16 protein-coding genes are annotated in these 13739 nt (G+C 69.6%); 3 read left to right on the top strand and 13 right to left on the bottom strand.

The window, feature by feature from the left end:
• Nucleotides 1-145: 145 nt before the first annotated feature.
• The 11 genes from P0592_RS13585 to P0592_RS13535 form a co-directional block, all read right to left on the bottom strand.
• The gene (locus P0592_RS13585; RefSeq protein WP_276271439.1) at nucleotides 146-1219 is read right to left on the bottom strand and encodes a methionine synthase; all 1074 of its coding nucleotides are present in this window, start codon (nucleotides 1217-1219) and stop codon (nucleotides 146-148) included.
• The gene (locus P0592_RS13580; RefSeq protein WP_276271438.1) at nucleotides 1216-2214 is read right to left on the bottom strand and encodes a 5-methyltetrahydropteroyltriglutamate--homocysteine methyltransferase; all 999 of its coding nucleotides are present in this window, start codon (nucleotides 2212-2214) and stop codon (nucleotides 1216-1218) included. Before P0592_RS13580 ends, P0592_RS13585 begins: the two co-directional genes overlap by 4 nt.
• A 62-nt stretch (nucleotides 2215-2276) precedes the next feature.
• Nucleotides 2277-2897, bottom strand: coding sequence for a HemK2/MTQ2 family protein methyltransferase (locus P0592_RS13575; RefSeq protein ID WP_276271437.1), 621 nt, complete (start codon nucleotides 2895-2897; stop codon nucleotides 2277-2279).
• 3 nt (nucleotides 2898-2900) lie between these two features.
• Complete coding sequence (locus P0592_RS13570) at nucleotides 2901-3758, bottom strand: 16S ribosomal RNA methyltransferase A (protein ID WP_276271436.1); 858 nt, start codon at nucleotides 3756-3758, stop codon at nucleotides 2901-2903.
• Nucleotides 3759-3814: 56 nt separating this feature from the next.
• Nucleotides 3815-4384 (bottom strand): DUF655 domain-containing protein, encoded by a 570-nt coding sequence (locus P0592_RS13565; protein WP_276271435.1) that lies wholly within the window; start codon nucleotides 4382-4384, stop codon nucleotides 3815-3817.
• Nucleotides 4385-4516: 132 nt separating this feature from the next.
• Nucleotides 4517-4873, bottom strand: coding sequence for an RNA polymerase Rpb4 family protein (locus P0592_RS13560; protein WP_276271434.1), 357 nt, complete (start codon nucleotides 4871-4873; stop codon nucleotides 4517-4519).
• Nucleotides 4874-4876: 3 nt separating this feature from the next.
• Nucleotides 4877-5170, bottom strand: a complete 294-nt coding sequence (locus P0592_RS13555; protein WP_276271433.1) for a 50S ribosomal protein L21e — start codon at nucleotides 5168-5170, stop codon at nucleotides 4877-4879.
• Nucleotides 5171-5282: 112 nt separating this feature from the next.
• Entirely contained in the window at nucleotides 5283-5549 is a 267-nt protein-coding gene (locus tag P0592_RS13550) for an elongation factor 1-beta (protein ID WP_276271432.1), read from the bottom strand.
• A 2-nt stretch (nucleotides 5550-5551) separates the two neighbouring features.
• Nucleotides 5552-5731 (bottom strand): HVO_2753 family zinc finger protein, encoded by a 180-nt coding sequence (locus P0592_RS13545; RefSeq protein ID WP_276271431.1) that lies wholly within the window; start codon nucleotides 5729-5731, stop codon nucleotides 5552-5554.
• Nucleotides 5732-5815: 84 nt separating this feature from the next.
• The gene (locus tag P0592_RS13540) at nucleotides 5816-6418 is read right to left on the bottom strand and encodes a DUF2391 domain-containing protein (protein ID WP_276271430.1); all 603 of its coding nucleotides are present in this window, start codon (nucleotides 6416-6418) and stop codon (nucleotides 5816-5818) included.
• A complete protein-coding gene (locus P0592_RS13535; protein WP_276271429.1) occupies nucleotides 6415-7293 on the bottom strand; it encodes a 3-hydroxyacyl-CoA dehydrogenase family protein in 879 nt (292 codons plus the stop codon). Before P0592_RS13535 ends, P0592_RS13540 begins: the two co-directional genes overlap by 4 nt.
• A 137-nt stretch (nucleotides 7294-7430) precedes the next feature.
• Between P0592_RS13535 and P0592_RS13530 the strand changes: the two genes are divergently transcribed.
• Nucleotides 7431-8390 (top strand): transcription initiation factor IIB, encoded by a 960-nt coding sequence (locus P0592_RS13530; protein ID WP_276271428.1) that lies wholly within the window; start codon nucleotides 7431-7433, stop codon nucleotides 8388-8390.
• A 53-nt stretch (nucleotides 8391-8443) separates the two neighbouring features.
• Here the strand turns inward: P0592_RS13530 and P0592_RS13525 are convergent, their stop codons facing one another.
• Nucleotides 8444-9151, bottom strand: coding sequence for a bacteriorhodopsin (locus P0592_RS13525; RefSeq protein ID WP_276271427.1), 708 nt, complete (start codon nucleotides 9149-9151; stop codon nucleotides 8444-8446).
• 2 nt (nucleotides 9152-9153) lie between these two features.
• On the bottom strand, nucleotides 9154-11475 hold the full coding sequence (locus P0592_RS13520; protein ID WP_276271426.1) for a methyl-accepting chemotaxis protein: 2322 nt from the start codon (nucleotides 11473-11475) through the stop codon (nucleotides 9154-9156).
• A gap of 142 nt (nucleotides 11476-11617) precedes the next feature.
• On the opposite strand from P0592_RS13520, the gene P0592_RS13515 reads away from it, so the two are divergent.
• Both P0592_RS13515 and P0592_RS13510 read left to right on the top strand, forming a co-directional pair.
• The gene (locus tag P0592_RS13515; protein WP_276271425.1) at nucleotides 11618-13003 is read left to right on the top strand and encodes a protein kinase domain-containing protein; all 1386 of its coding nucleotides are present in this window, start codon (nucleotides 11618-11620) and stop codon (nucleotides 13001-13003) included.
• Nucleotides 12993-13724 (top strand): hypothetical protein, encoded by a 732-nt coding sequence (locus P0592_RS13510; RefSeq protein WP_276271424.1) that lies wholly within the window; start codon nucleotides 12993-12995, stop codon nucleotides 13722-13724. Before P0592_RS13515 ends, P0592_RS13510 begins: the two co-directional genes overlap by 11 nt.
• Nucleotides 13725-13739: the final 15 nt, after the last annotated feature.

Below are 13739 nucleotides of genomic sequence, written 5' to 3'. Positions count from 1 at the left end.
GTTCGTCTTTCGTCGAAGTCAGCACTGGACTTCGACGGGTCGGGAGTGGCGACAGGTCTCACTGCATATCTATTCCCACGTAGGAATCAACGTACTCGTCGGTCGCTGTCGACGACGGCGAGAACAGCGGAGACCGGGTCGGCGATCAGTCGTCGGCGCTCGCTTCCGCACCGCCGGCGACGACATCGATCTCGCCGGCGTCGAGTTCCCGCTCGATCTCGCGGGCCGCCTGGACCATGTTCTCCATCTTGCCGTAGGCGACCTCGCGGGGGAGGAGCTTCACGCCGCAGTCCGGCGAGACGGTGAGCCGTTCCGGCGGGACGACCTCCAGCCCTTTCTTGATGTTCTCCTTGATCTCCTCGACGGGCTCGACCTCGGCGACGTGGGCGTCGACGACGCCCATCGCGAAGTCCTTCGTGAACTCGTGGTCTTTGAACACGTCGAGCTGCTCGTAGTCGCCGTTGGCGAGCTCGAGGTCGTACTCGTGGACCGGGTAGTCGAGGATCTCCGGGTAGATGCGCGAGTAGTCGCCGTAACAGACGTGGAGGCCCAGGCGCACGTCCTCGGGGATCTCGTCGACGATCCGTTCGAGACACTCGCCGACGATGGCGTGGTCGTCCGGGGTCGTCGCCAGCGCCGGCTCGTCGATCTGGATGTAGCGCGCGCCGGCGTCGACCAGGGCCTCGATCTCCTCGTTGACGAGGTCGGCCAGTTCGTAGGCCAGCTGCTCCTCGCTGTCGTAGACCTCGTTGAACGACCAGTTCGCCAGCGTGTACGGGCCGGTGATGGGCACCTTGACCGGCCGTTCGGCCACCTCGTCGGTGAACTCGAACTCGTCGACGAGCCACTGCTCGCCGTAGCTGACCTCGTCGGCGACCGAGGGCTTGTCGAAGTAGTTGTGGCCCCACACCTTCACGCGGCCGTTGAACTCGTAGCCGTCGATGCGGTGGGCGAAGTACTCCACCATCTCGTTGCGGCGCATCTCGCCGTCGACCACGACGTCGAGGCCCGCCCGCTCGTGTTCGTGCGTGATGAGCCGCGAGGCGTCGTCTTTCGACTCCGCCCACTCTTCGGTGCCGAAGTCGGCGTCCTCGTCTTCGAACAGCTCGCGGGCGCGGTCGTGCCACTTGGGCTTGGGGTAGGAGCCGACGACGGTCGTCAGCAGGAAGTGATCGTTGGGGTGGTTCTCCGGTCGGAATTGCTCTCTCGGTCCGGTCATGCTTCGACCTCCTCGAGGTCCGCGGCGTTCGCCAGCGCGTCCAGTTTGTCCTCGAACTTGTTGACGGGCAGGTAGAACAGCTCCGTGTTCGCCGTCGCGTAGACGGTGTCGTAGGCGGTGTTGGTCTGCTGTTCGAACCAGTCGATGCGGTCCCGGATGGTCTCCGGGGCCTCGACGAGCGTGTTCTGCCCGTCGACGACGCCCAGCGCCACGTCGTCTTTCGTCCCGTACTCCTGGACGTTGTAGACGTTCTGGTCGTGGTCGCTCACCAGGTCGAAGCCGACGGCGTCGACGCCGGCGTCCATCAGGTGCGCGTAGGTCTTCTCCTCGATGGCCCCCCAGTAGGTGTGGGCGATCACGTCGGCGTCGGCCGCCTCGGCGACGGCGTCGACGGCCTCGCTCGCGCGCTCGTCCTCGCCGTCCGCGGGCGGGTTCTCGACCAGCGACGGCTCCAGCAGGAACAGCGTCTCGACCTCGGGGAACTCCCGGACCTCCTCGACGAGGAAGTCGGCCACGGCGTCGAGGAACGCGGCCTCGTCGCCGTAGTGGTCGTCGGTCGCCAGGTCCGCGAGCGAGTACGGGCCGGGGAGGACGGCTTGGAGGCCGTCGTCGACGAGGTCCGCGGCCGCACCGAGTTCGGCGGCCACGTCGCCGCCGTCGGCCGAGAGGTCGCCCTCGACCACCGGCTCCCGGTAGAAGTTGTTGTTGTCGTAGTAGCGGACGATGCCGCGGGTGTCGACGTTGTCGTGGACGGCGAGCGGGTGCGCGAGCATGTCGTCCCAGCGCAGCTGTCCCTCGACCACGCGGTCGAGTCCGGCGTCCCGCTGGCCGGCGATGACTTCCTCGCGGGCGCTGTCGTACGCGGCCTCGACCTCGGGACCCTCGTCGCCGGAGACGAGGTCCGACTTCTGGTGGCCCTTCAGGTCTGCCAACTCGTCTTTGGCCCAGTCCGGCAGCGGGAACAGGCCTGGAGTCGTCGCGACTACTTGCGTCATTAGCCGCGGCTACGAAATGACGGGCTTTAATATTTCCTATTCGAGAATATTCCCTATAGTAATCAGGACCGGACGAACCGCAGGACGACGAGTTCCTCGTAGGGGTGTCTCTCGCTGGCGACACGCTCGCTCGCGAGCCCCCGTTCGCGGGCGTACGCCCGGACGGCGTCGGGGTCGGTGAGGCTACTGACGAGCAGCAGGACCTCGCCGTCGGGTGCGAGGACCCGCTCGACCGAGTCGAGGAACGGGTCGACCAGCCGGCGGCCGTCCTCGCCGCCCGACAGCGCGTGTTCCATCCAGTCGTCCCACTCGGCGTCGTCCGGCGTGGGCAGGTACGGTGGGTTGAACGCCACGAGGTCGAACGCGTCGTCGCAGAAGGGGTCGACGAGGTCCCCGCGGACGACCGCGACGCCGTTGTCCCGAGCCTCGCGGCAGGCCAGGGGACTGAGGTCGACGCCCACGGCGTCCGCCCCGACCTCGCCCGCCGCGACCGCGACGTATCCCGATCCCGTCCCCACGTCGAGGACGCGCTCGCCCGGTCCCGCCCGCTCGCGGACGGTCCGGGCGAGCAGGTCGGAGTCCTCGGCCGGCTGGTACACCGTCTCGACGCCGCGCTGGTCGGCCAGCGCCGGTCGGCCGTCGTCGGTCTCGTCCCCCGCGTCGCTCCCGTCTTCGTCGCCCATCGCTCAGTCCTCCGGGTTCCCGACCTCGTGGGCCAGCGTCGCGAGGGCGGCGAAGTCGGCCGGCGTCAGGTCCCCGGCGCGGGCGCTCAGCAGGTCCTCGTCGGCCGCCTCGACGACGGCGTCGGGGTCGCCCAGCCCCGAGATGTGGGCCGTGTTGCGGACGGCGTTGCGCATCGTCTTCCGGCGCTGGGTGAACACGGCCTTGAGGAACCGCAGGAAGAACTCGTCGCCGGGGACGGAGTAGTCCGGCTCGCGGGGCGTCGTCCGGACGAGCGCGCTCGTCACGCGCGGTTGTGGGTCGAACGCCTCCTTGGGGACCGTCTCGACCACCTCGACGTCGGCGTAGTGGCCCGCCGCGACGGACAGCCGGCCGTAGTCGTCGCTCCCGGGGCCGGCGGCCATCCGGTCGGCGAACTCCCGCTGGAACATCAACACCAGCGGTCGTCCCTCGGGCAACAGCCGGAAGGCGATCTCCGAGGACGCGCCGTAGGGGAGGTTCGAGATGCTGGCGGTGAACTCCGGCAGGTCGACGGCCAGCGCGTCCCCCTCGACGACGGTCAGCCGGTCGGCCCCGATCTCGCCGGCGAACTCCTCGCGCAGGTGGGCGGCGAACTCGGGGTCGCGCTCGACGACGGTCACGCGCTCGGCGGTCGCCAGCAGCCGGTCGGTGAGCGCCCCCGGACCACCGCCGATCTCGAGGACGTGGTCGAGGTCCATCCCGGCCTCAACGGCGTACCCCGGGATGCGGTCCAGCACCCGATCGTCGACGAGGAAGTGCTGGTCCTGGCGGGTGTCGGCCCGCTTCCCGGCCCGCCGGACCAGCGCGTCGGGATCGCGCTCCCCGGTCGCAGTGTCTGTCATCACGCCGGCGTAGACGGTGGGTCGTGAAAAGGTCGCCTACTCGGACCGCAGCGTTCCTACTCCCCCTGCTCGCTCCGCCGGACGAACAGCCGGTACTTGAGGTCGTCCTCGCGGAGCTCCTCCAAGATCCGCTCGATGAGGACCTCCTTGGGGTTGTGGAGGCCGCTGACACGATCCTCGAGGTCGTCGAAGCCCGCGAACGGCTCGCGCTTGCGCTCGTCGAGGATCGAGTTCCGGAGTTTCTTCCCGATCCCCGGCAGGAGGTTCAGCTGGTGGAGCCGCAGCGTGATGGGCTGGGCGTCGTTGTAGAAGTCGACGAACCGGTCGTGGTCCGCCTCCACGATCTCCTCGACGGCGTACTCCAGCTCCGAGCGGGCACCGCTGGGGAGGTCCTCGAAGGCCACCTGCGTCACGCGCCCGAACTCCGTCAGATCGATTCGATCCCCGAAGGCGATGTCGTCGCCGTCGTCGAGCGTGAGTTCGTAGACGGTGAACTCGTCGAGACCCAAGGCGTACGCGAGCGGCTCCTTCTGGTGCTGTGGGCGGTCGTCGTCGCTCCGCCCGTGGGGGAGGACGTCGAGCACCGCCGCCACCATCTGATCGCCGCCGCGCTCCGTGCTACTCATGTCAGGCGATACGACGAGAACACACTTAATGTCGGTGGTAGGTGGACCGACCGATGTAGACGGCACGTCGCCGCGGTCTACCGGTACGCGGCGAGGTCGGTACCAGTCGGCGCTGCTCTCCGACGGTCCGGATCAGGCGTACTGCCTGACGACGTCGAGAACCTCGTCGAGCTCGTCGCCGGACAGCGAGTACCGCTCCTGTGCGAAGACGGCGCGGAGCTCGTCCCGGTCCAGCGGCCGGAGGTTCGCGATCTTGTACGCCGTCGGCTCGTCGACCTTCTCCAGTTCCCGGAGCTTCTCGACGAACTCGCGGGACTCCTCGGGCTCCAGCAGCGTGAAGCGGTTGACGTGCTCGATGGCCCGTTTGAGCTCGTAGCGCATCTCGCGGTCCTCGTCGGCCGCCCGCTCCATCTCGAGGTCCTCGAGGATGTCCTTGGTCTCGGCGAGGGTGAGGTACTCCTCGTCGACTTTCTCTTTGAATATCGTCATCGCTCAGTTGTCCTGCCGGCGGAGGTGCGTGGGCTTGGCGATGACCGTCTTGGGCTTGCCGCCGTCGACGATCTCGATCTTGTACGCCTCGCCCTGTTCGCCGGTGACCGTGCCGGTCTGGCCGTCGAAGCGGGGGTGGAAGCGGCCGTCGGGGACCGACGGGTCGATCTTGAGGTGGACCTTCTCGCCCTCCTCGAACTCCGTGACTGCGCGCTGGGGCGGCGACGTGCCGCTGTCTCGGGGGTCGTTCTTGAGCTTGTCGCGGGTTCCTTCGAGGGGGCCGTTCGAACTAGGCATTCTTGCCCTCCGCTTGTCCGGTCGCCCTAATAAAACGTGCGTTCCACGACCGCCGGGACGTGGCCGTGGCGGCCGCTCCGGGCGCGAGAACGTCGAGAAGCGGGAGCCAGTCCTACAGGCGACCGACGCTGTCGACCTCGACGGACTCGACGCCGTCGACGTCGGCGAAGGCCTCCTCGACGGCCTCGGTCCCGCCGGCGTCGTCGGGGACGATGACCGTCGGCAGCAGCGCGACCAGCCCGAACGCGACGTCGTCGCGCTCGAAGCCCTTGATCTTCGCTCCCTCGGGAAGGGACCCCTCGAGTCGCTCCTGCAGGTCGTCGAGGTCGACTTCCGGGCTCTGCGGCATGACCTTGATCTTGGCGGCTACCTTCCCCATCGTTACGGACCGGTGAAACCGCAGTCGGGACACTTGTAGAGGTTGCTCTGCTTCCGGCAGGTCGAGCACCGGTAGATCTGGTGCCCGCAGTCCGGGCACTTGAACGCGGCGGCGCTCGTGCCGGCGATGTTGATGCCACACGAGACGCACTTCTGCGCTCGCTTCTGCTGGCTCTCGCTCATACCACTCCGTATCCGACCGCGGCTTTTAACGGTTGCCAAACGCCGCCGCGAGCGAGAGCCCGTGGCACGGTCCCGCGAGAGCGGTCAGCTTCCCGGGAGGATGTCGCCCAGCGCGCCGCCGATCGCCATCGGGACGAACGCCACGCTACAGATACAGAGCGACTCCCAGACGAGTCCGGGATCGGTCGACCACGTGACCATCCCCCACGCGGTCAGCAGGGCGACCGCCGTCCCGAAGGCGGTCAGCGTGACGACGGCAAGCCGCCGGGGGACGAGCCCGAAGAAGCGCCGGGCGACGCGGACGTCCTGGAAGTCCGCGACGTAGAGGATGCCGAACACCAGGCCGACGGCGGTCGCGAGCGTCCCGAGGAAGTACAGGGGGTGGCCGGCGATGTGCAGTCCCGCGTCCCGGGTCCCGCCCTCGACCGCCATCGGGATGCCGAACAGCAGCGATCCGAGGACCGCCTCGGCGAAGTCCTCCCGATCGAACCCCCAGACGACGCGGCCGAACACCGCCGGGTCGGCGTCCTGTGCCTCGACGGCCGCCCGCATCGCCTCCCTGACCTGTTCGCGCTCGGACTCGCTGTCGACGATCTCCGCCAGTTCCTCGAGCTCGTCGAACAGGTCGGCGATGCCGTCGTCGTCGACCTCCGGTGGGCCGTCGGCCGACCCGTCTCCGGAACTCATGGTCGGTCGGGGCGTCCCTCGGTGCCCTCGCGGGCGGACGGTTCGGAGCCCAGGTCGCCGGGACCCGCGGGTTCGCCGTTCGACCACGTGTAGAACCCCTCGCCGGTCCGCTTGCCGAGGGTCCCCGCCTCGACCGCCTCGCGGAGGAGACTCGGTGGCTCGAACCGATCGCCGAGGCGCTCGTGGAGGTCGTCGAGTCCGCCGAGGACGGCGTCGAGGCCCAGTTCGTCCGCGCGGGCGAGCGGGCCGCGTTCGTCCGTCGTCCGCGTGGCCGCTCTGTCGGCACCCTCGACCGTCGTCACGCCCGCCTCGACCAGCCGGATCGCCTCCGCGATGCGGGCGAGTTCGAGGCGAGCGGCGGCGAACCCCGGCGCGTCCCGGACGACGATAGGGACGCGGTCCAGGCCCTCGACGAACGCCACCGCGTCCGCGCGAGTCGCGGCGGTCGTCTGGTCGGCCAGGACGACCTCGACGAGGGCGCTCTCCTCGGGATCGACGAGGGAGAGCCCGACCGCTCGGCCCGGTGCCTGCAGCCCCGCGGCGACGCCGGTCACGGACGTCCGCGGGTCGCCGGTGACCACGAGCGGGTCCGTCGCCAGCAGCGGCTCGGCGTCCGCGAGGAGTTCCCGCCGCGATGCGACCGACCCGTCGGTGGCGTCCACGAGGACGTCGGCACCGTTGACGGCCCCCTGACGGTCGGTCGTCCCGTCGACCCGCGTGCCCGCGTCGTCGCCGACCGCCCGTTCGACGGCGTCCACCCCGTCCATCACCGTCTCGACTCCGGTGTCGTGGAGTCGAACCTCGTGTCCGGCGCGCACACACGAGCGGGCGATCGCTCGCCCGCGCGCACCGGCCCCCAGCACGGCAACGTTCATACCGGGATCACCGTCCGCCCCGACGTTAAGCCTTCCCTCACCCGCGAGTCGGGGTAGGGGGCGGGCTCAGGCGGCTCCCGACCCGCGGAACCGGCAAAACATTTATACGTAATAGGATGTTCTCCCTAAAAGAACATATGGAACGGCCGACGCGCCAGCGGGATACGGACCAGCAGCAGCAGGAGAGCGAGTCCGAGAGCACGGGTCAACAGACCTGTCCCGAGTGTGAGTCGGAGAACATCTCCAGCGACGGCGGTGGTGAACTCGTCTGCGAGGACTGTGGCCTGGTCATCGAGGACGAGAACATCGACCGCGGGCCGGAGTGGCGGGCGTTCAACCACTCGGAGCGCCAGTCCAAGTCCCGCGTCGGGGCCCCCACGACACAGACGATGCACGACAAGGGGCTGACCACCCAGATCGACTGGAAGGACAAGGACGCCTACGGCCGGTCCCTCTCCTCGGAGAAGCGCTCCCAGATGCACCGCCTGCGCAAGTGGCAGGAGCGCATCCGAACGAAGGACGCCGGCGAGCGGAACCTCCAGTTCGCGCTCTCGGAGATCGACCGCATGGCCTCGGCGCTGGGGGTCCCGCGCTCGGTCCGGGAGGTCGCCTCGGTGATCTACCGACGGGCGCTGGACGAGGACCTCATCCGCGGGCGCTCCATCGAGGGCGTGGCGACGGCCTGCCTGTACGCCGCCTGCCGACAGGAGGGGATCCCCCGGAGCCTCGAGGAGGTCTCGGACGTCTCCCGCGTCGAGCAGAAGGAGATCGGGCGCACCTACCGCTACGTCGCCCAGGAGCTGGAGCTCAAGATGGAGCCGGTCGACCCCAAGCAGTACGTCCCCCGCTTCGCCTCGGAGCTGGACCTCTCGGAGGAGGTCCAGTCCAAGGCCAACGAGATCATCGACACCACGGCCGAACAGGGGCTGCTCTCTGGCAAGTCCCCCACCGGCTACGCCGCCGCCGCCATCTACGCGGCCTCGCTGCTCTGCAACGAGAAGAAGACCCAGCGCGAGGTCGCCGACGTGGCGCAGGTGACGGAGGTCACAATCCGGAACCGCTACCAGGAACAGATCGAGGCGATGGGCATCCACTGACCGGGACCCCGTCGCCCCGGCGTCGCCGTACCGCCCGCTAACTCGTCCGTTCTTCAGTCCGCCGCGAGGCCGTCGGCCTCGCTCGGGTCGGTCACCTCCTCGATCGTCGTCCACGCGTTCAGCGCGATGACGCCGAAGCCGACCTTCGTCACCACGTCGAGGTAGACGATGACCAGCGAGGCGGTCTCGACGTCCATCAGACCGACGCCGGACGCACCGAGTACCCAGACGACCGGGTAGACCAGCCAGAGGACGACGACGAAGTTCCGCAGCGTCCGGTAGAGGCTGAGTTCGAGGTCGGACAGCGTCGCGGCGGCCGCGTCGGCCACGCCCCGGTACAGCAGCCGGACGACGCCGCCGAAGCAGGCCGCGCCCAGCGCGAACAGGCCGTAGCCGAGCGGGCCGGGAACGAGCGCCCCCGCGAACCCGAAGACGATCGTCAGCGCCTGCAGGCCGACCAGTTTCCCGAGGTCCGATCGGGTCGCCCCCGCGAGCAGCCCGAGGTAGAGGACGTTGATCGGCGTCGTCAACAGCCAGTCGGCGTACCGGACGGCGTAGACGGTGTGATCGCCGACCGAGATAGTCCCGACACCGAGGAACAGCAGCACGTACGCGACGACGGCGATCCCGGGGATGGCGACGAGCAGCAGGTACCGCCGTCGCGTCGCCTCGGGGACGAGCGTGTAGCCGTACGCGAGCACGGTCGTCCCGAGCAGTTCGCCCAGCAGTCCGAGTCCGAACCAGAGTGTGATCGTGTCCATGGTCAGTCGTCAGTGGCAGCGGTCGCACCGCCCGCGCCGCCGTCGGCGGCGGTGTCGACCTCGAAGCGGTCCAGCAGCGATTCGAGTTCGTCGGCCCGTCGGCGGAGTTCGTCGGCGGAGTCGGCCACCTCCGCGATCGAGGCCGCCTGGTCCTCGGCGGCACCGGCGACGGTGTCGGCCTCCGCGGCCGTCTGCTGGGAGATCGAGGAGAGGTCCTCGATGGTCCCCATCACCTCCTGTGCGGTCCGGGCCTGTTCCTCCGTGGCGCGGTCGATCTCCTGGATGCCGGTGTCGACCTCCTCGGTGTACTCGACGATCGTCTCCAGGGCGTCGACGGTCTCCTCGACCGTCGAGACGCCCTCGGTGATCCGCTCGCTCGTGGCCTCCATCGTCGCGACGGTGTCGCCGGCCTGGGACTGGATGCGCTCGATGCGGTCCTCGATGTCGCCGGCGGCGTCTTTCGTCTCCTCGGCGAGGCCCTTGATCTCGTCCGCGACGACGGCGAAGCCGGCCCCGTCGCCGTCGGCGTGGGCGGCCTCGATGGAGGCGTTCAGCGCGAGCATGTTCGTCTGCTCGACGATGTCGGTGATGACGCCGACGATCTCCCCGATCTCGTCGAGTTCCTCGTCGAGGGCGTTGATCTCCGCGACCGTCTCCTCGGTCTCGGCCTCGATGGCGTTCATCTCGTCGATGGCCTGCTGTGCGGCCTCGCGGCCGTCCTCGCCGACCTCGGCCGCCGACTGGGAGGTGTCGGCGACCTGCTGTGCGGAGGCTGCGACCTCCTCGGCGGTCGCCGAGAGGTTGTCCATCTCCTCGGAGGCGTCCTGGAGGCGGTCGCTCTGCTCGGTCGTCCCCTCGAAGATCTCCTGGATCGAGCGAGACACCTGCTCGCCGGCCCGGTCGACGCGCTCGGTGTTGGAGCCGACCCGGTCGCTCGACTGCAACACGTTCGCTGCGAAGGCCTTCGTGTCGGCGATCGTGTCTTCGAGCGCGGCCAGGGCGGCGTTGATCTCGCTGCCCACGTCTGCCATCGCGTCGCTCATACTCTCCTCGTCGACCCGGGCGGTCAGGTCGCCGTCGGCGGCTGCCTCCAGGGCGTCGCTGTACTCCTCGGCCTTCAGTTCGAGGTGGCCCGAGAGCGCCTGCATCTCGTTGCGCTCCTCCTCGACGTCGGCTTTGGCCGCCTCGGCCTCCTCCTTCGCCCGCTCGGCCTCCTCCCGGGCGGCCTCCGCCTCGGCGATCTGCTCGCGGAGGTTCGCCCGCATGTTGTCGAAGGCGTCGTACAGCGTCCCGAACTCGTCGCGTCGGGGCGTCGACAGCTCCACGTCGAGATCGCCGTCGGCCATCGCCTCGGCCTTCGCCGAGAGGCGGCGGAGCGAGGCGATGGTGTTGCCGCCGATGGTCACGCCGACCAGCCCGAGGTTGATCACGGCCAGCAGGATGAGTCCGACGAGGTCGGCGTTGATCTGGTCGCTCAGGGCGTACGCCCGGTCGGGGTTCGCGTGGACCATCACCACCCAGTCCTGCGAGTCCAGCCGCGAGAGCCCCATCAGCATCATCTCCGTCTCGACGAACGTGCTGTCGCCCGGCGCGAGCGAGGCCAGGGGCGACCCCTCGCGGTCGGCGACGGGTGCGGTCGTCCCGATCTTCGAGACGTTCGGATGGGCGACGAACGTGCCGTCGGTGTCGACGACAGTCGTGAACGACCCGGCCCGCTGGTTCGAGACGGAGCGGGCCTTCGATTCGAGGTCGGTCATGTACACCATCGCGCGGTCCTCCGCGCCGGGGACCGGCGAGACGACGGCGACGATCGGGTGGTCGACGACGGAGACCCTGAACGGCTCCGTGACGTGGGTGTCGTCGGGGCCGCCGAACTCCGGCGGGTCCGTCGCGAACGGCGCGCCCTGCTCGGCGGCGTCGACGCCGACGAACTGTTCGTCCGAACTCGCCAGGATCTCCCCGTTCGCGGTGTTCACGTAGTGAACGGCGACCACGTCCGGCGGCACGCGGTCGTCGGCGACCATCCCGTCGAGACGCGCCTGGATCTCCGAGTCCGACCCCTCGCTGAACACCGGCTGTGCCGAGGTCGTCCTGACGTCCCGGCGGACCGTCTCCAGCCAGGCGTCCACCTGTGCCGCCTGCGTGTCCGACAGCGCCGTCAGGTCGCCGGCCACGTCCTCCTCCAGTGTCGCGGACGCTTGCACGCTCACGAGCGCGCCGAAGGCGACGATGACGACGACGGCGAACGCGAGTGCGGTCCCCAGCCGCGCGGCGTAGCTGTCGCCGACGATCCCGGGCACCGCGGAGTCCCTGTCGCTTGTCATCGCTCTCGGCTACGGAAATTTCGGATTAAAGCGTTCCCTCGCGATTCTCACACCTGATAGACTGACTCTCGTCGCCGAGTAGATCCCAGAGACTCACCAAAAGCGTGATATCTCTTCACGAGAGACGTTTGCTAACGCGCAGATGACACGTGACTCCCGGTCGTCGCCCGGCCCCGCCGAACTGGTGGCGGCGGTCATCACCGCCGAGTCCGTCTCTCGCGACCGGATTCCGGCGCTGCTGGGCCTGCTCGACGAGGGCGACCGGCAGGTCCGCCTGGGCGCGGCGACGGCGCTGTGTGTCGTCGCGGAGTCCCACCCCGACGCCGCCGGCCACGTCGCCGGTCGCCTCGCAGACCGGACCGGCGACGGGGACGGCCTCGCCGCGGGGCTCGCGCTGGAGTACCTCGCCGCCCGGTACCCCGAGACCGTCGAGAGCGCTGTCGACGACTCCACCACCGACAGGGGCGACGGGCATCGACTGGAGCGGTCCGGACCGACCAGGCACGGCCTCGGGAACCGGGACATCGGACGCACGTCGGTCGCGGGGTCCGGTCCCGCGGGCGGCCGGCGGGTCTACACCGACGAGGACGACGAGGACGGCACGGCTCCGGACGCGGCCCCGGACGACGACGAGGGGCGGACGATCGGCCAGCGCCCCCGGGCAAACGAGAGCGAGTGGCTCTCGCTCGTCGAGTACGAGAGCGAGTTCGACCGTCTCACCGTCCTCGCGCCGCGGAACCGACGACGCTACGCCGACACCTACCGGACGCTCGGGGTCGTCAACAACGAGGAACGCGCCGTCGCGCTCCGGCTGCTCAGGGGCGGCGACGCCGACGTGCCGGCCTTCGATCGGGACCTCCGCTCGCGGCTCTCCGACTGGGTGTCGGTCGGGGACGTGGACAACGTCGTCTCGGTCTACGACTGGCACGCCGACCCCCAGCTGTGGGCGGCGACGGAGTACACCGAGACGACCCTGGCCGAGCGCGACCGGTTCGAGCCCGCCGAGGCCGCCTGGCACGCCGCGCGGCTGGCCGAGGCCGTAGCGACACTCCACGAACGGGGACTCGTCCACGCCGGGATCGACCCCGAGTCGGTCGCCTACTACGGCAACGTCCTCCGGGAGGGGGAGCGCCAGCCGCCGCTGCTTGACAACGTCGGCCTGCTGCACGTCTACCGCCGGTACTTCGACCCGTCGCTGTTTCTCGACCCGCGCTACGCCGCGCCGGAGTACTTCGAGCGGCGGTTCGGGCAGGTCGACCACGCGACCGACATCTACGGGCTCGGTGCGGTCTGTCACCGGCTGTTCACCGGCCGGCACCCCTACACCGGGACCTTCGGGGCGGTCAGGGAGCAGGTCGTCGACGCGGAGCCACCGACGCCCAGCGACGTGGCCGACGTGCCCCCGGCGGTCGACGACATCGTCGGGAAGGCGATGGCGACGGGCAAGCTCGCCCGCTACGAGACCGCTGCGCACCTAACGCAAGAGCTACGTGGGCTGGCGACGCCAGGAGCGGACGATGGCCGGTAGCGTCGTCGACGTCGGGCTGCCCTTCGCGCCGAACAACCCCAACCTCACGTTCATCTTCTTCGTCGCGCTGACGCTGCTCGTGGCGCTGGGGCTGCGCTTCTCCTACTACGCCCACCTGAACCGGCGGGCGACGGAGCTCGTGACCGAACACCGGCTGTGGGACTACCTCGCGGCCGTCGGCCTGCTCGCCGTCGGGTTCGCGCTGCTTGGCCTCGCCGAGATCGTCACCAGCGTCCGCCTCCCGTTCAAGAGCGGCCTGTTGCTGGGCCACGTCCTCCTGCTCGCGGTGACGATGCGGATCCTCTACGACAGCGTCGTGCCGACGGCGACGGACGGCGGGGGCGGGCGCGAGCGCCTCGCCACGCGGGCGGCCGCGGTGGCCGTCGCCGTCGTCGTCCTCGGGATGGCGCTGGTCGGTCGCCACCCGGCACTGCTCGCGCTGCTGGGCGTGAGCGCGCTGACGTTCGCCGGCGCGGGGGTCGCCTACGGCCGCCGAGGGGCGGTCGAGACCCGCGTCCAGGGGACCGTCGTCGACACGCTCCTGCGGCACCTCCTGCCGGTCCTGCTGTTCGCGGCGCTCGTGTTGGCCGTCGACCTGGCGGTCCTCGTCGGCCTCGACCGCGTGGTCGTCCTCCACGTCCAGGTCGTGTTCGTCATCATGACGGCGACGACGCTGATGACGGCGACGATCAAGCTCAGGCAGAACCTGGCCAGCCTGTAGCGGCGGGCCGGGCGC

The sequence above is a fragment of the Haloarcula litorea genome (genome assembly GCF_029338195.1).
GTDB lineage: Archaea > Halobacteriota > Halobacteria > Halobacteriales > Haloarculaceae > Haloarcula > Haloarcula litorea.
The sequence above is the reverse complement of the archived record's forward strand: the minus strand, read 5'-3'. Positions and strand labels throughout refer to the sequence as shown.